The 19,808-nt window shown below is 40.8% G+C and carries 19 protein-coding genes and 1 tRNA gene; 7 read left to right on the top strand and 13 right to left on the bottom strand.

What is annotated here, in order from left to right:
- Positions 1-8 precede the first annotated feature (8 nt).
- From E0E36_RS25635 to mraZ, 8 genes are read right to left on the bottom strand one after another with little or no spacing between them, the layout of a single operon-like run.
- Positions 9-1,202 (bottom strand): FtsW/RodA/SpoVE family cell cycle protein, encoded by a 1,194-nt coding sequence (locus E0E36_RS25635; protein WP_130858329.1) that lies wholly within the window; start codon positions 1,200-1,202, stop codon positions 9-11.
- 30 nt (positions 1,203-1,232) lie between these two features.
- Positions 1,233-2,606: a UDP-N-acetylmuramoyl-L-alanine--D-glutamate ligase gene (gene murD / locus E0E36_RS25630; protein WP_130858328.1), complete on the bottom strand. Its 1,374-nt coding sequence runs from the start codon at positions 2,604-2,606 to the stop codon at positions 1,233-1,235.
- A gap of 7 nt (positions 2,607-2,613) precedes the next feature.
- Positions 2,614-3,858, bottom strand: coding sequence for a phospho-N-acetylmuramoyl-pentapeptide-transferase (gene mraY / locus E0E36_RS25625; RefSeq protein ID WP_013663387.1), 1,245 nt, complete (start codon positions 3,856-3,858; stop codon positions 2,614-2,616).
- Between the two features lie 23 nt (positions 3,859-3,881).
- A complete protein-coding gene (locus E0E36_RS25620; RefSeq protein ID WP_130858327.1) occupies positions 3,882-5,345 on the bottom strand; it encodes a UDP-N-acetylmuramoyl-L-alanyl-D-glutamate--2,6-diaminopimelate ligase in 1,464 nt (487 codons plus the stop codon).
- Positions 5,342-7,423, bottom strand: coding sequence for a penicillin-binding protein (locus E0E36_RS25615; protein ID WP_013663389.1), 2,082 nt, complete (start codon positions 7,421-7,423; stop codon positions 5,342-5,344). Before E0E36_RS25615 ends, E0E36_RS25620 begins: the two co-directional genes overlap by 4 nt.
- The gene (locus tag E0E36_RS25610) at positions 7,424-7,837 is read right to left on the bottom strand and encodes an FtsL-like putative cell division protein (protein WP_013663390.1); all 414 of its coding nucleotides are present in this window, start codon (positions 7,835-7,837) and stop codon (positions 7,424-7,426) included.
- Positions 7,838-7,841: 4 nt separating this feature from the next.
- Positions 7,842-8,753: a 16S rRNA (cytosine(1402)-N(4))-methyltransferase RsmH gene (rsmH, locus tag E0E36_RS25605; RefSeq protein WP_013663391.1), complete on the bottom strand. Its 912-nt coding sequence runs from the start codon at positions 8,751-8,753 to the stop codon at positions 7,842-7,844.
- A complete protein-coding gene (gene mraZ, locus E0E36_RS25600; protein WP_013663392.1) occupies positions 8,746-9,210 on the bottom strand; it encodes a division/cell wall cluster transcriptional repressor MraZ in 465 nt (154 codons plus the stop codon). The genes rsmH and mraZ overlap by 8 nt, the downstream gene beginning before the upstream one ends.
- Before the next feature lie 416 nt (positions 9,211-9,626).
- Here mraZ and E0E36_RS25595 point away from each other — a divergent pair, with 416 nt between their 5' ends.
- Entirely contained in the window at positions 9,627-9,938 is a 312-nt protein-coding gene (locus tag E0E36_RS25595) for a BON domain-containing protein (protein ID WP_013663393.1), read from the top strand.
- A gap of 68 nt (positions 9,939-10,006) precedes the next feature.
- On the opposite strand, the gene E0E36_RS25590 is transcribed toward E0E36_RS25595, so the two are convergent.
- Positions 10,007-11,197, bottom strand: a complete 1,191-nt coding sequence (locus tag E0E36_RS25590) for a phosphoglycerate kinase (protein ID WP_130858326.1) — start codon at positions 11,195-11,197, stop codon at positions 10,007-10,009.
- Between the two features lie 263 nt (positions 11,198-11,460).
- Positions 11,461-12,465 carry a type I glyceraldehyde-3-phosphate dehydrogenase gene (gap, locus tag E0E36_RS25585; protein WP_130858325.1) on the bottom strand — a complete coding sequence of 335 codons (1,005 nt, stop codon included), beginning with the start codon at positions 12,463-12,465 and terminating at the stop codon, positions 11,461-11,463.
- A gap of 114 nt (positions 12,466-12,579) precedes the next feature.
- Between gap and E0E36_RS25580 the strand changes: the two genes are divergently transcribed.
- Positions 12,580-12,765 (top strand): hypothetical protein, encoded by a 186-nt coding sequence (locus E0E36_RS25580; protein WP_013663396.1) that lies wholly within the window; start codon positions 12,580-12,582, stop codon positions 12,763-12,765.
- Here E0E36_RS25580 and E0E36_RS25575 read toward each other — a convergent pair.
- Positions 12,762-13,589: an alpha/beta fold hydrolase gene (locus tag E0E36_RS25575; protein WP_130858324.1), complete on the bottom strand. Its 828-nt coding sequence runs from the start codon at positions 13,587-13,589 to the stop codon at positions 12,762-12,764. The two genes, E0E36_RS25580 and E0E36_RS25575, sit on opposite strands and share 4 nt — an antisense overlap.
- 235 nt (positions 13,590-13,824) lie before the next feature.
- Here E0E36_RS25575 and E0E36_RS25570 point away from each other — a divergent pair.
- A tRNA-Arg gene (locus E0E36_RS25570) sits at positions 13,825-13,898 on the top strand.
- 240 nt (positions 13,899-14,138) lie between these two features.
- On the opposite strand, the gene E0E36_RS25565 is transcribed toward E0E36_RS25570, so the two are convergent.
- Positions 14,139-15,533 (bottom strand): hypothetical protein, encoded by a 1,395-nt coding sequence (locus tag E0E36_RS25565; RefSeq protein ID WP_130858323.1) that lies wholly within the window; start codon positions 15,531-15,533, stop codon positions 14,139-14,141.
- A gap of 265 nt (positions 15,534-15,798) precedes the next feature.
- Between E0E36_RS25565 and E0E36_RS25560 the strand changes: the two genes are divergently transcribed.
- The 4 genes from E0E36_RS25560 (at position 15,799) to obgE (ending at position 19,045) form a co-directional block, all read left to right on the top strand.
- Complete coding sequence (locus tag E0E36_RS25560) at positions 15,799-16,179, top strand: helix-turn-helix domain-containing protein (RefSeq protein WP_130858322.1); 381 nt, start codon at positions 15,799-15,801, stop codon at positions 16,177-16,179.
- Positions 16,180-16,261: 82 nt separating this feature from the next.
- Positions 16,262-17,017: an SDR family oxidoreductase gene (locus E0E36_RS25555; RefSeq protein WP_013663401.1), complete on the top strand. Its 756-nt coding sequence runs from the start codon at positions 16,262-16,264 to the stop codon at positions 17,015-17,017.
- A 433-nt stretch (positions 17,018-17,450) separates the two neighbouring features.
- Positions 17,451-18,023: an adenylate kinase gene (locus E0E36_RS25550; RefSeq protein WP_130858321.1), complete on the top strand. Its 573-nt coding sequence runs from the start codon at positions 17,451-17,453 to the stop codon at positions 18,021-18,023.
- Between the two features lie 23 nt (positions 18,024-18,046).
- Positions 18,047-19,045 carry a GTPase ObgE gene (obgE, locus tag E0E36_RS25545; protein ID WP_013663403.1) on the top strand — a complete coding sequence of 333 codons (999 nt, stop codon included), beginning with the start codon at positions 18,047-18,049 and terminating at the stop codon, positions 19,043-19,045.
- Between the two features lie 56 nt (positions 19,046-19,101).
- Here obgE and E0E36_RS25540 read toward each other — a convergent pair whose 3' ends face one another.
- A complete protein-coding gene (locus E0E36_RS25540) occupies positions 19,102-19,788 on the bottom strand; it encodes a hypothetical protein (RefSeq protein WP_130858320.1) in 687 nt (228 codons plus the stop codon).
- Positions 19,789-19,808: the final 20 nt, after the last annotated feature.

Here is a 19,808-nt window from a genome sequence, read left to right as displayed (position 1 = left end):
TTTTAAGTTTATGCCATTGCCGGAATTTCACCAACAATCACTTTGTCATTTGCCTTTTTACCCCTAGTTTCCTTTTCCTTTCCTTTTGACTTAAGTTCTTCAATATTTCGGCTTACACTCAAAATAATTCCGAATGCCACACTGGTAAACAAAATCGACGTCCCCCCCATACTCACCAAGGGTAAAGGCACACCTGTTACCGGCCCAAGCCCCACGGCCACAGCCATATTTCCAAAGGCTTGGATCGTTAAACTAAAACCTAAGCCCGCAGCCAATAAGGCGCCGAAGGCTTTCGGGCTCTGCGTAACGATACGTATACATCTATACATAAATACTAGATATAAAGCTGCCAAAACGACGCCTCCTACGGCACCATATTCTTCTATGATTATAGCAAAAATGAAATCAGAATAAGGGTGAGGTAACATATTACGCTGTGTACTATTTCCGGGGCCTTTACCAAACAGGCCACCGGTCGCAATTGCAATCTTGGCCTGATTAGCCTGAAACTCCTTATCCGGATCGGGTTCACCTTTGCCTAAAAACGTTTCTACACGGGATATATAGGTTTGTCGACGAGGGCCTAAGAGCACAACTAATGTAAGCAAGAAAACACCCGCTACGCTTACATAAGCTATTTGCTTAATACTGATGCGTCCGATAATAAGTAATAAAATACTCACCGCAAAGAGCATAATGGCCGTAGACATGTTTGCAATAGCAATCAGAATGATAACAATGCAAACTGACCCCATTATAGGCATAAATGCTCTCTTTACGTCTTTTATATTTTCCTGCTTTCGAGTTAACATCCTAGCCAAAAAGGTTATAAGCGCCAATTTAGCCATGTCGGATGTTTGGAACGTTTGGTTAATAACCGGAATGGTAACCCACCTGTTGGCATCATTCACTGATTCGGTAAACAATAGGGTATACAAAAGAAGCGGGATGGTAATGATCATCAAAATTTTTGAGATTCCCGCATAATACCTATAATCCAAAAGATGGGAAAAATACATCAGGATAAGGCCCGCAAAAATAAGCGTAAAATGTTTGATCAAGTATGTTTCAGTTCCTCGCCCCTCTTTATAAGCCAAAGTTCCTGTAGAGCTATAAACGGCCAATAAAGACCAAACGGATAATAATATGACTATTATCCAAATCCATTTGTCTCCTTTCAGTTTATTGAATATACGCTCCATAATTCGTTATTATAAAATAAATCAATTTATTCAAAGCTCACGCACAGCCGCTTTAAACTGATCGCCCCGGTCCTCATAATTTTTGAACAGGTCGAAACTGGCGCAAGCAGGTGACAACAACACCGTATCCCCTTTTTGTGCAATATGATAAGCAATCTGAACGGCCTCACTCATTGTTTGGGTATTCACAATTACATCCGTATCAGCTTCGAAAGCGTTATGAATATTACGATTATCTTTACCTAGGCAAACAATACCGCGCACTTTACTTTGCACCAATTCACGAAGCATACTATAGTCATTGCCCTTATCTACCCCTCCCATAATCAATACAATTTTCCCTGGTAAGCTCTCCAATGCGTACCATACAGAGTTTACGTTCGTTGCTTTTGAGTCGTTTATAAATTCTATCCCGGAAATTTTGGTTACATGCTCCAAACGATGCGGAATATTCACAAAGTCGCCCATACTCTCCCGAATCGACTCGTTCCGTAACTCCCAAACCTTGGCAACAATTCCAGAAGCCATATTATTGTAAACATTGTGTTTTCCCTGTAATGCTAAATCGTTAATAGACATGATAAATCTTTCCTGGTTAGGTAATGTTATTACTATTTCTTTTTCTTCATTCAAATAAGCCCCATATTGCACCTCTTCTGTCAAGCTAAAAGGATACATTGTTGCGTTAATTTCTTTCGCGGTCAGCGCTTTATTTGTTTCCGGATCATCTTTACAATAGATAAAGATGTCGTTCCCGCGTTGATTTCTAGTAATTCTAAATTTAGAATTAACATAGTTTTCCATTTTGTAATCGTAGCGGTCCAAATGATCGGGCGTTATATTCAACAGCACTGCAATATCAGCTCGAAAATCGTACATATCATCCAACATGAAGCTGCTAATTTCGAGCACATATACCTCATATTGTTCCGTAGCGACCTGTAGGGCGAAACTTTTCCCGATATTTCCCGCTAAGCCAACGTTGATACCCGCTTTTTGGAGGATATGGTACGTAAGCATCGTGGTTGTCGATTTGCCATTTGAGCCAGTGATACAAACGGTCTTCGCATCCGTATAACGTGCCGCAAATTCGATTTCTCCTATCACAGGAATCCTTTGTTTCCTTAAGGCTTGTACAATCCCTGCTTTTTCGGGTATGCCCGGGCTTTTAATGACTAAATCAGCGACTAGAATTTTATCGATCGAATGCCCCTTTTCTTCAAATGGAATGCGATGATGTTTTAGCTGACTCTTATATATCTCTTTGATTTCGCCTCCATCCGACACAAACACGTCAAAGCCCTGTTTCATTCCTAAAACAGCTGCACCAAAACCACTTTCCCCTGCTCCCAGAATTACTAGCAGTGGTTTCTTTTGACGTGTATGATGACTCCTATGCTCCATCTCGTTATTATCTCACTTTTAACGTTACAATTGTAATAACAGCTAATATGATTCCGACAATCCAGAATCGAGTAACGATCTTCGATTCATGATAGCCCTTCTTTTGGTAGTGATGATGTAACGGAGACATTAAGAAGATTCTTCTTCCTTCTCCGAATTTCTTTTTTGTATATTTAAAATACGATACCTGCATAATGACTGATACAAGTTCAATGAGGAAGATGCCACATAATACAGGTATGAGTAATTCTTTACGAATCATGATGGCAAAAGCAGCGATAACGCCACCAATAGCCAAGCTCCCGGTATCACCCATGAAGACTTGAGCAGGATAGGAATTATACCATAAAAACCCGACACAAGCCCCAACAAAGGCGCCCGCAAACACTACTAGCTCACCGGAATTGGGGATATACATGATATTTAAATAATCGGCAAAAATGCTATTACCCGACACGTAGGCCAAAATGGCTAATGTTGCACCTATGATAGCGGATGTACCTGTTGCCAAACCATCAATGCCGTCCGTAATATTAGCACCATTTGACACAGCGGTAATGATAAATACGACGAAAGCTAAAAAAACAAAAAAAGCATATTTTCCATCCGGAACGCCAAAAACGCTTAATACCTTTCCATAATCAAACTCGTTATTCTTATAAAAAGGAATATTTGTTTTTGTAGATTTAACTTCTACGTTGTAATAGCTTTTCGTACCATCAAAGTTTTGCTGCATTTCAATATTCTCACCTTTTATTGGGCCATTCACTTTCTGTCTTGTCACAATAGACGGATGATCATGCATTGTCCAGGCAATAATAATTCCCAATCCTACCTGTCCAACCACCTTAAATTTTCCGGCGAGTCCCTCTTTATTCTTTCTAAATACTTTGATATAATCATCTATGAAACCAACGGTTCCCATCCAGACCGTAGCAATGATCATTAGAATAATATAAACGTTCTCTAACTTAGCAAACAGCAGCGTAGGTAAAAGAATACCGGCGATGATAATTAGCCCACCCATTGTAGGCGTACCTTGCTTCTGCGTCTCGCCTTCCAACCCTAAGCTTCTCACCGTTTCACCAACCTGTTTTTTCCGTAGCAGACCGATAAGCCGACCACCATAAACAGTAGTAATAATAAGGGACAATATAACGGTCATACCAAAGCGAAAGGAGATATACTGGAATACCCCGGCACCAGGTAAATTAAAATGATCATGTAAATATGTAAATAAATAATACAGCATCCCCTTTGGTATATTGTTTATTATTAGTCGTTTACCTCTTTAAAAAGATCCTTTAATATTGCTTTATCGTCAAAAGATCTTTTTTCCCCCATAACTTCCTGATATTTTTCATGTCCCTTGCCCGCTATGAGAACAATGTCACCTGGTTGTGCAAGATGAACAGCTGCTTTGATGGCTTCATAGCGATCCGTGATGGAAAACACATGTCTTTTCTTATCGGCAGGTATCCCAGCTTCCATTTCGCGAATAATCTGTTGCGGATCTTCGCTTCTTGGGTTATCTGAGGTTAAAATCACCTTATCACTTAGGTTTGCGGCTACCGCCGCCATTTCGGGTCGCTTCGTCTTATCCCTATCTCCGCCGCACCCTAATACAGCTATTATTTGTTCCTTATTTTTTCGCAAATCTACAATCGTTCGCAAGACATTTTCCACCGCGTCAGGCGTATGCGCATAATCCACGATACCAATAACACCGTTACCCGAAACCAGCGTATCGAATCTACCTTCTGCTCCGGTTAATCTGCTTAAAATCGTTAACACTCGGGTCGTATCCTGTTCCAAAAGAATGGCAACACTATACACTGCCAACAAATTATAAGCATTGAACGCACCAACTAAACGTATCCATACTTCACGTGTATCGATTTGCATTAGCATACCATTGAAATGGCTTTCCACAATCCTCCCTTTAAAGTCGGCAATATTCTTTAAACCGTATGTCTTTTTGTAAGCGTCGGTATTCTGGAGCATGACGCTTCCATTTTTATCATCTATATTCACCAAGGCAAAAGCCGACTTAGGCAGCATATCGAAAAAAGCCTTTTTCGCTTTTAGATAGGCATCAAAAGTTTTGTGAAAATCCAAATGGTCATGCGTTAAGTTGGTAAAAACACCACCAACAAAGGACAAACCTGTAATTCGATGCTGTGCAACCGCATGCGAGCTAACCTCCATGAAGCAATAATCACAACCACTGTTTACCATCTCACATAAAAGCTCATTTAAGCTTATCGGATCAGGTGTGGTATGGGTTGATTCAATGACGCGCTCGTTCACCTTATTTTGTACAGTCGAAATAAGGCCAACTCTAAATCCGAGTTCAATAAATAATTTATATAGTAACGTCGCAACCGTCGTTTTTCCGTTCGTGCCGGTTACGCCCACTAACTTCAATTTGGCGGATGGGTTATCATAAAAGTTAGCAGCTATCAACCCTAGTGCAAAGCCTGCATTCTCAACTTGTATATAGGTAATGTGCCCACTAAGGTCTTGAGGTAGCTGCTCGCATACCACTATCTTAGCTCCCAGGGCAACTGCTTTATCTATGAATACATGACCATCGGTAAGAGTTCCCCTGACAGCAACGAAAAGATCACCATCTACCACCTGGCGGGAATCAAAACGTACCGCATGAACAGTCACATCCATGCTACCTATAACCTGTTTTATAGATACACCATTCAATATTTTCGATAGCGAAATCATTCTAACTCAATTGTAATAAATCCACCTTTATTTACCAGCTCTCCGGGGTTAACAGATTGCTTAACTACTCTACCTTTTCCCTTTACAAAGGTCTTTACTCCTATATTGCCTAATAGATACATGGCATCTTTAAGCCCCATCCCTTTCAAATCAGGGATTTTATCTTCCGGTAGATGATCATCCGATAACAACACTTTCGCCGTATCTTGTTTCAGGTGTTGTGTCGACTTTAACCCTAAAGCACCGAATACATATTGACTATCCTTCTGAAAGCCATATTTAATCGGCGGAGCAGCTGGTACGGAAGCCATTTGCAATTTCTTAAAATCATGATACATCCGACTGTCTCCTGCGTATACCTTTTCTGCAATTTCCTTAAAAACAGGCGCGGCAATCGTGGTTGCGTAGTACCCTCCCTTCCTTGGATTTTGTACAACGACAATCATCGAATATTTTGGGTTATCTGCCGGGAAATATCCTGCAAAAGACCCTTGATACCTTCTTTTGGTTTTATATCCGGCGGCTCCATCTGCCATTTGGGCTGTTCCGGTTTTACCCGCCATCTTAAAAAGAGAATTTTTTAGCTGTTTAGCGGTTCCTTCTTCAACGACCCCTTCCAACATTCCCCTCATTTTAGCAATCGTTTGGTCTGAAGCAATCTTCTCATTGATCACTCTTGCCTCAAACTTCTCTACAGTATTGCCTAAGCGCCGAATCTCTTTTACAAAAAGTGGGGCGATCATTTTACCATTATTTGCGACCGCATTGTATAACGTAAGCATTTGTAATGGCGTTATCTTTAGTTCATATCCATAAGCCATTTGAGGGAGCGTTAACCCGCTCCACGATCTGCTTTTAGGCGTTTTTATCAAAGGTTGCCCTTCTCCCGGTATTTGTAACCCGAGCGGCTCATTTAGATGCATTGCATAGAGTCTATCTGTAAAAGCAGACGGATTATCTTTATAATATTTATAGATTAATTTGGTGACCGCGGTATTAGATGAAACTTCAAAGGCGCGCTTTACTGAAATCTTGCCATCTCCTTTATGCGAATCCCGAATCGTATGCCTATAGACTCTAAATGTTCCATCTTCCGTATCTACAATATCGCTGGTATCAATCTTACCATCTTCAATCGCCGCCATGTAAGAGGCCAATTTAAACGTTGATCCGGGCTCAGAACTTTGCGCAATGGCATAGTTGAACTTTTCCTTATAAACACCTTCTTCCACCCTTGTGAAATTCGCTACAGCGCGCACCTCCCCAGTTGCTACTTCCATTAAAATCACACAACCATTATCTGCGTCGCTGGCAATCAACTGTTTTTCGAGCGCCTTTTGTGCAATATCTTGCATATTGATATCAATAGTAGATATGATATCAGCTCCATCGGTTGGAGCTACTTCCGTATCCTCGTTGATAGGCATCCAGCTTCCGCCGGCAATTCGTTGTACCAGCCTGCTCCCACTAACGCCGTCCATATACTCAGCGTAGGCCCCCTCTAAACCAACGGGCTGCACGTTATCATTTTTATAACCTATTGTTCGGGCCGCCAAGGTTTTGAAAGGCAAAATCCTTTTGTTTTTTTGCTCCGCGATAAGCCCTCCTTTGTATTTCCCCAATTTAAATATGGGAAAAGAACGCACGGCTTTCATTTCCTGAAAGCTCACGTTTCTCTTCACCAAAAAATAACGGTTCTTATCCTTTCTGGCTTTACGCAATAAACGTCGATACTGTTCAACCGATTTATCCTGAAAGAAAGATGCCAAACGCGCAGCTAATGAATCAACTTTAGAATAAAAGACATCGTCTTCCAGAATACCTGGCGCCATCATATCCATGCGTACATCATATTCCGGTACCGATGTGGCAAGCAGACTTCCATCTACTGAAAAAATATTCCCTCTAGTGGCTTCTATGGTTTGATAGCGGGTAGACAAACTATCTGCCATTGCCTGCCAATGCGCTCCCTGTACAACCTGAAGGCTGAACATTTTATATAGTACAGCCACCGCAAAGAGAACCATAGCCCCGAAGGAGAGGTACACCCGCAACAATATGTCTGTTCTAATATTCATTTATTTATTAACAATATCTTCTTGCCCTAAAACGATTTTCTTTGGTGGCTCAACCAAAGCCTTCAGTCCGATCGTATCAACCTTCCTCGCCACTTCACTCTGTGTACTCTTAAGCATGAGATCGGCCTTTAGCGACTTATATTCCCAGCTCAAATACTTTACTTCTTTTGACAAGGTGTCGATTTCACGTACACTGTCTTCTGCAAAATGCCGATTGGCTATATATATAATAGCTAAAAGTGCCAAATAACCAATAAAAGGAACCGCCGCAACCGCCCTTGCCGCGGAAAAGCCTTTAGGTGTTAACAGCGATTTCAGAAAGTCCTTTGATTCATCTGCTTTCGCTTCTACATCATTTTGCAAGGCCTCTTGTTGCTCTTCACTTAATCCTTCATTTTTGTACCTGTTCAACATACCTTTAACCATTTAACTTCTCCGCCACCCGTAATTTAGCACTTCTTGCTCGGTTGTTTTGTCTTATTTCATCCTCCGAAGCAATAATGGCTTTTCGACTCACCAGCATAAAAGGCTTTATTTCATTCCCATAAAAATCCTTTTCAACCTCCCCTTTAAATTTGCCTTTTGCCATAAAGTTCTTAACTAATCGATCTTCAAGTGAATGATACGACATCACGACTAACCTTCCTCCCGGCTTTAAAACCGCTTGCGCCTGTACCAAAAACTCTTGCAGGGCCTCCAATTCTTTATTTACTTCTATACGTAGGGCCTGAAAAAGTTGTGCATAGTACTTATTCTCCTTTCCCCTCGGAACCAATTTCGATACGATGGACTTCAAGTCAGACACCGTATTAATAGGCCTCGACAAACGACTTGTCACGATTACCTTGGCCAGGCTTTTTGCATTTTGAACTTCTCCGTACATCCCAAAAATGCGATGCAAATCCTCTTCGGAATACGAATTCAAAATACCTTTTGCATCTAATTCACCTACTCGATCCATTCGCATATCCAAGTCTGCATCAAAACGAATGGAAAACCCTCTTTCCGCTTCATCAAATTGATGCGAAGACACACCCAAATCTGCTAAAATCCCATCAACTTGTTTAAGTCCCTGTAAACGCAAATTATTCTTTAAATACCTAAAATTTTGATGAATCAGCGTAAACCGTTCATCCGGCAGGGCATTATTTAAAGCGTCCGGATCTTGGTCGAAAGCAATGAGTCTCCCTTCCTCACCTAAATGTTGGATAATAGCACTCGAATGCCCCCCGCCTCCAAATGTGACGTCTACATAAACGCCATTGGGCTTTATGGCAAGTGCCTCGATGCATTCTTGCAACATGACCGGTAAATGATAACCATTATCCATCCAGTCTTTTATTTAAATTCCCCATCACCTCCTCCGCCAAAGCAGCAAAATCATCTCCTTCATCATCCCATTGCGCGTCATAAGCATCTTTGGCCCACATTTCAATCTTGTTAAACTGACTCGCCAAGACCACCTCCCCGTCAATTCCCGCGTATTCTAACAAAGGCTTGGGTACTAATACCCGGTTAGCAGCATCCAAAGTAAGTTCAGTGGCTCCGCGCATAAATTTTCTCACAAATTCCCGAGTCTTACGCTCGAAGGTATTTAGCCTACTCAACTCCTCCATAATACGATCCCACTCCTTTCTTGGATAAATCACTAGATGAGCTTCCAACCCCCGGTTAATAACAAGCCCTTCCCGCTCCACCTCAGGCATTTGCTTCTTGAGGCCGGCAGGTAATACCATTCTTCCTTTGGTATCTAGCTTGCATTCAAATTCTCCGAGAAAATGAGCCATCTATACAGTTTATCCAAATAATCAAATGTAAAATTAGATAAATCTTCCACTTTCTCCCACTTTCTCCCACAAAAAAGTTTTCCACAGGTACTTCCTCCCACTCACCGCCATTTTTTCGCAATTTCCAACCATAAATTGACGATTGGAAAAAACCAGTCTCTTAAGCGCTTCAAGTCCTTTTTTACCTTCGACCATCAGCCCCTTCAAACGAAAAAAGAAAAAATATCAGCTGAAAAAAACCGAATGAAATACTGAAAAATATTGTAACATTGATGGAATATCCCTAAATTTATAACAGATTAAACAACTGAGGAGCAACAGTTTAAAACATTATACAACCAAAATTGTATTAGAGAAAACCGCATCCATAAAACAAATAGCGGCCAATTATAATTTAGAATCAAATTTTAGCAGTCATGAACTCCAAACGGTTATTCGTACTACCTGTTATAGTAATGGGAGTATGTTTCTGGCTAATATCATGTAGCTCAAAATCATTGAAGGATCAGCGTGCCCAGCAGGAAATTGAATACGTATTAGAACCAGGAGCACAAGTTGTTGTGTCAGAAGGCATCGCAACATTTACCGGCACTTTTCCGGATGAAGAAAGCATGAGAGAAGCGGAACAGACGGCAAGAAGTATTAAAAGTGTCAAATCGGTAGTCAACAAGGCCACCGTCGCACACAAAGTGCAAACAGCGGTAGATTCAAATGAACCAACGCAATAATTTCTGTAAAAATAAACAGCAAAGGAGGGCAGTGTCCCTCCTTTGCTGTCTTATATCTTTAGGTAAAACTAATCGTTCACTGCTTTTACTCCTGGCAGCTCTTTACCTTCCATATACTCAAGCAGGGCACCTCCACCGGTACTTACGTAACTTACATCATCTGTCATATTAAACTTTGTAACAGCCGCAGCAGAGTCGCCACCACCTATTAAAGAAAAAGCCCCCTCCTTCGTCGCTTCCACCACCGCTTCCGCAACTGCTTTGGTTCCTTTTGCAAAAGTGTCCATCTCAAACACACCCATTGGTCCGTTCCACAAAATAGTTTTAGACGATTTAATAACTTCTGAAAACTTCTTCGCTGATTCGGACCCAATATCTAAGCCCATCTTATCGGCTGGTATTTGGTTGTTCGGACCATCATAGACAGCAGCATCATTTGCAAATTTGTCGGCAATCTGCGAGTCTGTAGGCAAAATCAACTGGACTCCTTTTGCTTTCGCCTTTTCCACTAAGCTATTTGCTAAGTCAAGTTTATCCAACTCAACAAGCGATTGTCCAATTTCTCCTCCTTTTGCTTTCACAAAAGTATAGGCCATTCCGCCACCGATAATCAGATTATCCACTTTAGAAAGTAATGCATCAATCAGTTCTAATTTATCAGAAACCTTTGCACCACCCATAATAGCTGTAAATGGTCTTTCTGGATTATTCAATACCTTTTCCGCGTTTTTTAATTCTGCGGCCATCAAATAACCGAAATATTTAGCCTGAGGGAAAAACTTCGCAATCACTGCTGTTGATGCATGAGCCCGGTGGGCAGTACCGAATGCATCATTTACATAAACATCACCCAATGCCGCTAATTTTTCGGCAAAAGTCTCATCACCTTTTTCCTCTTCTTTATAGAAGCGCAAATTCTCTAGCAACAATACCTCGCCATTTTTTAGATTCTTTGCTTTATCAATCGCCTCTTGACCAATGCAGTCATTTGCAAAAGCGACCTGAACACCCAGCTCTTTAGAGAGATGGTTTACAATATGTTTTAAGGAAAATTTGTCGGTAGGCCCATCTTTTGGTCGTCCAAGGTGCGACATCAAAATCACAGCTCCACCGTCCTTTAAAATCTTTTCGATTGTTGGTTTTGCTCCTTTTATACGATTATCGTCTGTGATATTAAAATTTTCATCCAATGGCACATTAAAATCCACCCGCACTAAAGCCTTCTTCCCGGAAAAGTTAAAATCTTCAATTGTCTTCATTTGAATAGTTATTAATAATATGTTGTTCGCGTTGCTAAGTCAGTAAAAAAGAACCTGCTGCTCAGTATGCCATTACGGGTTACTTCCGTCTCGCAAAAGCTCGAAAGCCCCCTGTTCATTAACCTTGCAGCTTGCACTGTTGCAGCAAACATATAGAAAAATGCTTGCTTCTGCAATAAAGCAATACCGCGGAAAGCGTGAATTAACATAGACTTAAACACATCACGCTCCGAAGTCCTATTCCCTAAACATCAAATCGATAACTAAAAAGCCTGATTAGCTTTTAACTTAAGCAATAGATCTACTAAGCGATTAGAATACCCAAATTCATTATCATACCAGCCCACAACCTTTACCAGTCCCCCTACAACTGACGTTAGTTGGGCATCGAAAATACAGGAAAAAGGTGAGTTGACAATATCGATCGAAACGATGGGATCTTCCGTATACTGTAAAATTCCTTTCAGATCGTTTTCAGCTGCTTTAGCAAACGCATTGTTAATTTCCGATACCGACGGCTTTCTCTCCAATATGCAGGTAAAATCAGTTAGCGAACCATTCAATACAGGTACACGGATGCCTGCACCACCTAATTTTCCATCCAAATGAGGAAAAACATTCGTTACTGCCTTCGCAGCCCCTGTTGTGGTCGGTATAATGGATGAAGAAGCAGCTCGCGCTCGTCTCAAATCTTTATGTGGCGCGTCGTGCAGATTCTGATCACCGGTCATGGAATGGACGGTCGTTATATAACCATCTATAACCTTCCAATGTGCATCCAATACTTTAATGAGTGGAGCTACATTATTTGTGGTACAGGAAGCATTAGACAAAATGGGACTACTCCAATCGACCGTTTCATCATTTACTCCTAATACGATTGTTGGCACTTCCTTATCAGGAGAGGGAGCCGAAATCAAAACCTTTTTCGCGCCCGCCTTCAAATGTTCCGCTGCCAGGTTCTTAGCCGTAAACTTTCCGGTACTTTCTACCACCACATCAATGTCGAGCGTATCCCAAGGTAAATCCTGTGGAGAACGGACGTTAACAATCCGAATGGATTTTCCATTTACAACCAAATCATCACCACTGATAGCGACTTGCCCTTCGAACGGACCATGTACCGAATCATATCTAAATAAATGTGCAAGCGTCGCTACATCAGCCAAGTCATTAATGGCAACTATTTCAATCGCATCATTTCTTCGTATTATATTTCGTAAAGTGTTTCGGCCGATACGACCAAAACCATTAATAGCTACCCTCATTCGTTTGATATATTAGGAATAGGCAAATTTACTTTACCTAACTGTGCAGTTAAAACAAAAAATGTGTTTTTGTGTTAAATCAACGTAAACATTCTACAAACAAATCGTTACACCATGAACAGGCAAAGCAAAAACAAGTTTGAACCCCACGACTCCGAGCAATCTACACCGGAGGATAATAAAGTCGTTAAAAAAAAGAAAGACACGCAATACAAAAAAGAGCCGGCCAATTTAAAAAGCCCTGCCAAAAAGAAAGAATTCAGCGAACAACCTCCCACAAAGCACAATACCCACAACTAAACAAGTTTGGCAAGATATTGCTCCAAGATCTGATTAAAAATTTCAGGGGCTTCTAAATTAGGCAGATGCCCACAGTGCTCAATCTCCACTAATTCTGCATATTTAATATGCTCTTTCAATACTTGGGCTTGCTCTCGGGTCATCAACTTATCTTCACTTCCCCTAATGATCAAACAAGGAAAAGGGATGGTATGCAGACTTTCTGTTGTATCCGTTCTTGAAGCCAAAGCCAAAAGAGTTGCACATATACTACGGATATCATTCCTTCTGATGCTACTACGAATCAAGTCGACCTCTTCCGTCCTTGTCTGCAAGCTCGTCTCCGAAAAAACATTCCTTACAAAACCTATAGCAAAAGTTCGTCTACCATATTTTAGTACCGACTGTATGGTATCGAAGCGTTTAATTTTAGCCTCATTTGAATCCGCTTGCGAGTTCGTATCGGCCAGCACCATTCCATGGAAGACTGAAGGAGCTAATTGATAAGCCCGTAAAGCGATATAACCTCCCATAGAAATTCCACACAACACCACTTTATCCAATCCCAATCTCTCTACAAACGCGATTAAATCCTGTGCAAAAACATCCACACTGAAGTAACCATGTCCACTTGTACTCCTCCCATGGCCACGCACATCCATAGCAATACCTCGAATGTCTTCCGGTAGTGCTTCTAACTGATATATCCACATATTTTTATTAAAGGGAAAGCCATGGATAAAAATGACGGTCTTCGTTGGACGGGCAGACTCTTTCAGCAAATAAGAGACGCTGATATCCCCCACTCGTATTTTTTTTCGTTGTACGGAAAACTGATAATTCATGTTCTTTATAAACTTCAAAGCTAAAAATAAGTTTTACCAATGCATGCATTTTACCACATATCTTGTACCAAGATGTACAAATATTCACTGAAATACATCCCATCAAAAAAATCACTTCTTTTTTTACCCACATAATCAATTATTTAACAAAGAGCACAAAATTTTTAAGCTATTTTTATTTAAATATTTTTGGAATTTTAACAATCGTTCATATCTTTGCATTCCAATTCGGAACGCACTTGTAGCTTAATTGGATAGAGCACCTGACTACGGATCAGGAGGTTAGGGGTTCGACTCCCTTCAAGTGCACATCAGAAAGCGAGATATATAATGAATATATTTCGCTTTTTTATTTTGCAAAAATCTTTATTCTTTTCTAGCCCAAATGTAACCTTGCGTACTTGGTATTTCACTTTTCATTCGGCTCCTTTCTATAGCATCCATTATAGAAACCCTGTTCCTTCGAATAATTTTATACTCTCAACTTTTTTTGCTCTTAATTTTCTACCACTTTAATTTGTCCGTTCTATTGCGTTCGTTTTTATATTTCTACGGTATCTTCCAGTCATTACTCATCAAAACCGGATTAAACTCAATCGAAGTAGTGGTTGCGGTAACTTTTGTCTTTCCATCGGAAGATTCCGTAGTACCGGGGTATGTGATGCCGTTTGTCTCCCTAAAATCTTTATAAATGGACATATTGGGATCAGCATGAATGGTATAGGCGTTTCCTTTCAAGGAATAATCACTGCCAATCAAATAAACAATTTTATGCTGATTTTTGTAGAAAGTAATGATATAATCGTCTCCGGATGGAGAGACAACTCCGCTTAAGAAATAGCTATTTAAATTTTTATGTAAACCCAGCACCCCTTGGTACAAGCTTAACATTAGCTCCTCTTTTTCGTCTTGCGACAGGGCTTTTTTTACTCCCTCTACCCACTGCCAGCCTTCATTTCCGTTCAGCTGTTTTACCAGCAGCAACTTACCGTTTCGTCGCAGCTCGGCGCGTATTTTATTGTTGACAATATCGGTTACAAGGGTAGCTTGTATATTACCTGTTATGGTGGCAATTTCTCTGACAGTTGTTATCTTATCTATACTTTCGCCACCATACTGCCTCCGGAGACCAATTAATAGATCGGCTGGTGTAGGAAGCCGGGTTGTCACAGATAGGTCGGCGGGGCCGCTATCCTCTGTTGTTCGTTGTGTAGTTATAGTCGCTTCCCCCTCTTCCTGTCGGAAATAGAATTCTCCATCCAGCAAAACCAGGTCTTCTTCGTTCGGTGGACTATAAAAGAAGCTATGTTTGGAAACTGTTCCATTGCCGAATGTAAACGTTATTTCTCCATCGCCAAGCTGATACGTTCCACTGCTTATACCCCTTTTTTCAAATTGGCCACCCACGGTACCCCCTGTTGCATCTCCTGCTACTCCTACCATGCCGGAACGGTCCATCGAAAAATTTCCCTTTCCATCAAAATACAGATAATTTGAAGAAAAAGCACCTACAGCCGGCGTACCTGTTCCCATACCCCCACTGGTAGAAGCATTCCTTTTTTCATATCCCCCCGCGGGAAGAACCGCCACTTTCTTCACCTTATGTAAAGTATGCTTCACACCAGCGGTGCTTTCGAGATTACCATTGGTTGCCAACGTATACTTTTCGCTTTCATCCCCGTTTTGGAATGTCAGCTGTACGATATTATTTGTATTTGTATAATAACCGCTAACTTTCGTTTTCCAGTCAGTTTGGCTTAATGCGTTATTAAAGGTACCATCGTTTCTGAAATAGATCACGATATTATTGATCTGCATGCCTTGAAAGGGTGTGGTATATAGCTCTGCACCAATATATACACCGTTAATCCTTAACGACTGTGCATGCACAACAAATATCATTACAATGAACAGACAAAGGGATAGGAAGCGTTTTTTTGTCATAAAAATACATGTTAAACAATCTTTTCGGACAACTTATTTGTAAAAATTATTCCAATTAAATATCCGTATTGTTCGATTAAAAATCAATAAGGAGCTCAGTAAACTATTCCTTAAACTTGCGAACTGAATTTCCGGTATTTGGCGAAATGCACAAACAAGCCGCAAATTTCAGGACTATACGCTATTCGTCTTTATAGAATTATTTTTAACTTGCGATTAACGCTAAATAATTCAACTGTTTAATAAAACCGTTAATCAGTCTACGATGAAAAACGAGAAACAGCTTACAAGGAGTGAAGAGATCACGGAACAATACTTTCGCTTATTAGATAAGCATCTACTGGATATCGTTGAGGCGCGAGCCACAGAAATGATGTCCCTTAAGCAAATCGCTGAAAAGCTTTTTGTATCGCACAATCATTTAACTGATACAATACAAAAGACGAGGGGCCACCATCCTTGTCATTTCTACGATCTAAAAATAATTGATTGGGCAAAAAGGCTTTTGTCTGATTCTGAACATCCTGTCAGGGAAATTGCGCTTCTCTTAACTTATGATCCTTCTAATTTTTCAAAATTCTTCAAGAAAATGACCGGTCAAACTCCCGGTCAATTCCGGGAATCCCGGACACCGAAGGTCTCTTAAATAAAAATCCGAAAAGTTCACCATAATAATAGTGAACCGAATCCGATTTTTGTCTAATTCATAAACTTAAAATTTAAATGCTATGGCACGAAATGATTTGAATGGAAAAGTAGTTCTTATTGCCGGTGGAGGTAAAAACCTTGGAGGTTTGCTGAGTAGAAATCTGGCAGCAAAAGGTGCAAAAGTCGCAATTCATTACAACAGTGAGCAGACCCGGCCAGATGCCGAGCAAACACTTGCAGCTATAAAACAATCGGGTGGTGATGCGTTTCTTTTTCAGGCTGATCTCACCCAGATTGCCAATATCAAAAAGCTTTTTGAAGAAACAAAAAGCAAATATGGAGGAATCGATATTGCGATTAATACGGTAGGACGTGTATTGAAAAAACCATTCGTAGATACTACAGAAGAAGAATATGACAACATGTTTGACATCAATTCAAAAGTAGCCTATTTCTTCCTTCAGGAGGCTGGAAAACAGCTTAACGATAACGGAAAAATATGTACCATTGTAACCTCCTTACTTGCTGCCTATACCGGTTATTATTCAACTTATGCCGGTGCAAAAGCACCGGTAGAAGACTTTACGCGATCGGCTTCGAAGGAATTCGGTGAACGTGGCATATCCGTTACAGCAGTAGCGCCCGGACCAATGGATACCCCCTTCTTTTATGGGCAAGAAAGCGACGATGCGGTGGCTTATCATAAATCTGCCTCCGCTTTGGGTGGCCTAACAGACATCAAAGATATCGCGCCGTTAGTTGAATTTTTGGTAACAGATGGTTGGTGGATCACCGGACAAACCATTTTTGCAAACGGTGGCTACACCACACGCTAAAGCATATCTAAGAAAGATGATGTTTTATCCATCATCTTTCTTTTCCTGTATATAGTCAGCACATTAGGTTCTTTTGACTTAAAACATATCATCCACCTATAAAACAAACCTTCCTTCTTACAAAGTATTCGGATACTTATCGTTTAGCGCCTGTTTGCACATATGAATCTTTCATGATTGAATGCAAAAAAATAAAAAAATAAGCCTTACCTTTGCGACCGCTCTTTTTTACTAAAGAGTCATTTATACGAATGTAACAAGGGCCGAATTCTTAAGTGGGCAAGGCTTTTGTTATCATTAACAACGTACAAAACTTCAAAGAAGTAAAGTTCCGAAGAAAGCTAGCGGCAAAGATGTAGATTGTGGAAACCGTTGGTTGTACAAGTTTAACCGTGTCTCGATGTAAAAACACATTGAGCAAAAAATTCATAACATGCTAAATTTAGTTTTATTTGGCCCTCCAGGCGCCGGAAAAGGTACACAATCCCAAAAACTTATTGAAAAGTATCAATTAGTCCATCTATCTACAGGAGACCTCCTTAGAAGTGAAATTGCGCAGGGAACTGCTTTAGGACTAGAAGCTAAAAAACTGATGGATGATGGTAAGCTGGTTCCTGATGAAGTTGTAATCGGTATGATCAGTAACAAGCTTGATAGTAATCAAGAGGCAAAGGGTTTTATTTTCGATGGTTTTCCACGTACCGTAGCGCAAGCTGAAGCTCTTGACAAACTCTTAGCATCAAAAGGAGCGCAAATATCCGGCATGATAGCACTTCAGGTTGATGAAGACGAGCTGGAAAAAAGACTATTACTACGTGGAAAAGATTCCGGTCGTGCCGACGATGCTAATCCCGAAATCATCCGCAAACGTATCGTAGAATATAATTCAAAAACAGCACCGGTTGCCGGTTATTACCAGCAACAAGGAAAACTACAGAATATTGATGGAATAGGATCCATTGATGAGATTTTTAAGGCAATATGCGCTGTTGTAGACCGCTATTAATTCCAGTAATTCAATAACAAAAAATGGCTCAAGGTTCAAACTTTGTCGATTATGTTAAAATTTGTTGTCGTTCCGGTCATGGAGGGGCTGGCTCTGCCCACCTCCATCGCGACAAACATACAGCAAAGGGTGGACCTGACGGGGGCGACGGGGGCAGAGGAGGCCATATTATACTGCGGGGCAATAGTCAATTATGGACGCTTTTGCACCTTAAATACAGAAAGCACATTATCGCTGAGCCCGGCGGGCCGGGCTCCAGCGCATTGCAACATGGCAAGAACGGAAAAGATGAAATCTTGGAAGTTCCGTTGGGCACTATCGCCAGGAATGCCGAAACAGGGGAAGTCCTATTTGATATTACCGAAGACGGTGAAACCAAGGTTCTCACACCCGGGGGGCGCGGCGGATTAGGCAACTGGCATTTCAAAACACCAACGCAACAAACACCACGCTTTGCTCAACCTGGTGAGCCTGGCATAGAAGAATGGATTGTTTTGGAGCTCAAAGTATTGGCTGATGTAGGCTTGGTCGGTTTTCCGAACGCAGGTAAATCCACGCTACTTTCCGTAGTTTCTGCAGCTAAGCCCGAAATAGCCGATTACCCCTTTACAACATTAGTTCCCAATTTGGGTATCGTATCTTATCGCGATAACAAATCTTTTGTGATGGCCGACATTCCTGGCATCATTGAAGGCGCCTCTGAGGGAAAGGGACTGGGTTATCGATTCTTAAGACATATCGAGCGTAATTCCGTATTGCTTTTTATGGTTCCTGCTGACACTCACCGCTCAATTGCAGAAGAGTTTAATATTCTCTTACACGAACTCACGGCTTACAATCCGGAGCTCTTGGATAAACCCCGTCTGTTAGCCATTACAAAATCCGATATGCTAGACGAGGAACTACAGCTGGAAATGGAGCAAGACCTTCCAGAGCAAATCCCTTACATCTTCATTTCCTCCGTCGCACAAAAAGGACTGCAGGAACTTAAAGATTTAATCTGGAAAGCGATAAACAGCTAAGCACTCTTTTTTGCAAAACAGAAAACCAATGTTAAGGCTAAATTCATATTGTCCAACTACTCACGCCTAAACATTTTCACCGAACCATCTAGGTTAAAGTCGATGGCAAAACGTTGCCTTGAACCGTTTATACTTCGAGGATACCAAATAAATTCACCATCCCAAACAATACCGTACACATGGTTGACCGGTTTTGCTCCCTCTATCGTTCCCGCCTTTTCGTTATAGTTATTCATAATAGTTGACACCGTTCTGAATTTAATTCTATCCAGATCAAACAGCTTACTTTGTAGATTAGTTCTAATAGAAATTTGAACAGGCTTTGGCTCACTCCATACCCCATCATCATATTCGTAAGCATCAATATACTCCGGATTCTCGGGATGTTGAAGATTAAGCATCACCCTTCCATCATCGTAAAAGTGAATATCGTCATATAGTCTGATTTTCTTTCCATTATATTGCGGAAGTTTCCTTAAGGATTGCTCTGCCTTTCCAAGGGCAAGGGTATCACTTAAAAAATCTTTTACCGGAGGTGGTGTAACTTCTTTATATATTTTTCTTTGTTGAACAGTTTCTTGCTTACTAGTATCCGGCATGAGGTTACTTGCTGAAGCCGCAGTATCTTTCTCAGCTTTTGAAGAGTCATCAAAAGTATCTCGAATGCTTTTGGTTATACTGTTACAAGCAACCATAATATTTAGGGAACCTATCAATAAGATAGTAAGTTTGTAAGTTTTCATGAAAATTTAAATACCCTATT

This window comes from Olivibacter jilunii, from assembly GCF_900607235.1.
In the GTDB taxonomy this organism is placed as follows: domain Bacteria; phylum Bacteroidota; class Bacteroidia; order Sphingobacteriales; family Sphingobacteriaceae; genus Olivibacter; species Olivibacter oleidegradans.
This window is presented reverse-complemented; position numbering and strand designations above follow the sequence as displayed.

Excerpts from the sequence above, each read along its gene's own strand:
- E0E36_RS25635 (WP_130858329.1), bottom strand. The coding sequence starts at position 1,202 with ATGGAGCGTATATTCAATAAACTGAAAGGAGACAAATGGATTTGGATA.
- murD (WP_130858328.1), bottom strand. The coding sequence starts at position 2,606 with ATGGAGCATAGGAGTCATCATACACGTCAAAAGAAACCACTGCTAGTA.
- mraY (WP_013663387.1), bottom strand. The coding sequence starts at position 3,858 with ATGCTGTATTATTTATTTACATATTTACATGATCATTTTAATTTACCT.
- E0E36_RS25620 (WP_130858327.1), bottom strand. The coding sequence starts at position 5,345 with ATGATTTCGCTATCGAAAATATTGAATGGTGTATCTATAAAACAGGTT.
- E0E36_RS25615 (WP_013663389.1), bottom strand. The coding sequence starts at position 7,423 with ATGAATATTAGAACAGACATATTGTTGCGGGTGTACCTCTCCTTCGGG.
- E0E36_RS25610 (WP_013663390.1), bottom strand. The coding sequence starts at position 7,837 with ATGTTGAACAGGTACAAAAATGAAGGATTAAGTGAAGAGCAACAAGAG.
- rsmH (WP_013663391.1), bottom strand. The coding sequence starts at position 8,753 with ATGGATAATGGTTATCATTTACCGGTCATGTTGCAAGAATGCATCGAG.
- mraZ (WP_013663392.1), bottom strand. The coding sequence starts at position 9,210 with ATGGCTCATTTTCTCGGAGAATTTGAATGCAAGCTAGATACCAAAGGA.
- E0E36_RS25595 (WP_013663393.1), top strand. The coding sequence starts at position 9,627 with ATGAACTCCAAACGGTTATTCGTACTACCTGTTATAGTAATGGGAGTA.
- E0E36_RS25590 (WP_130858326.1), bottom strand. The coding sequence starts at position 11,197 with ATGAAGACAATTGAAGATTTTAACTTTTCCGGGAAGAAGGCTTTAGTG.
- gap (WP_130858325.1), bottom strand. The coding sequence starts at position 12,465 with ATGAGGGTAGCTATTAATGGTTTTGGTCGTATCGGCCGAAACACTTTA.
- E0E36_RS25580 (WP_013663396.1), top strand. The coding sequence starts at position 12,580 with ATGAACAGGCAAAGCAAAAACAAGTTTGAACCCCACGACTCCGAGCAA.
- E0E36_RS25575 (WP_130858324.1), bottom strand. The coding sequence starts at position 13,589 with ATGAATTATCAGTTTTCCGTACAACGAAAAAAAATACGAGTGGGGGAT.
- E0E36_RS25565 (WP_130858323.1), bottom strand. The coding sequence starts at position 15,533 with ATGACAAAAAAACGCTTCCTATCCCTTTGTCTGTTCATTGTAATGATA.
- E0E36_RS25560 (WP_130858322.1), top strand. The coding sequence starts at position 15,799 with ATGAAAAACGAGAAACAGCTTACAAGGAGTGAAGAGATCACGGAACAA.
- E0E36_RS25555 (WP_013663401.1), top strand. The coding sequence starts at position 16,262 with ATGGCACGAAATGATTTGAATGGAAAAGTAGTTCTTATTGCCGGTGGA.
- E0E36_RS25550 (WP_130858321.1), top strand. The coding sequence starts at position 17,451 with ATGCTAAATTTAGTTTTATTTGGCCCTCCAGGCGCCGGAAAAGGTACA.
- obgE (WP_013663403.1), top strand. The coding sequence starts at position 18,047 with ATGGCTCAAGGTTCAAACTTTGTCGATTATGTTAAAATTTGTTGTCGT.
- E0E36_RS25540 (WP_130858320.1), bottom strand. The coding sequence starts at position 19,788 with ATGAAAACTTACAAACTTACTATCTTATTGATAGGTTCCCTAAATATT.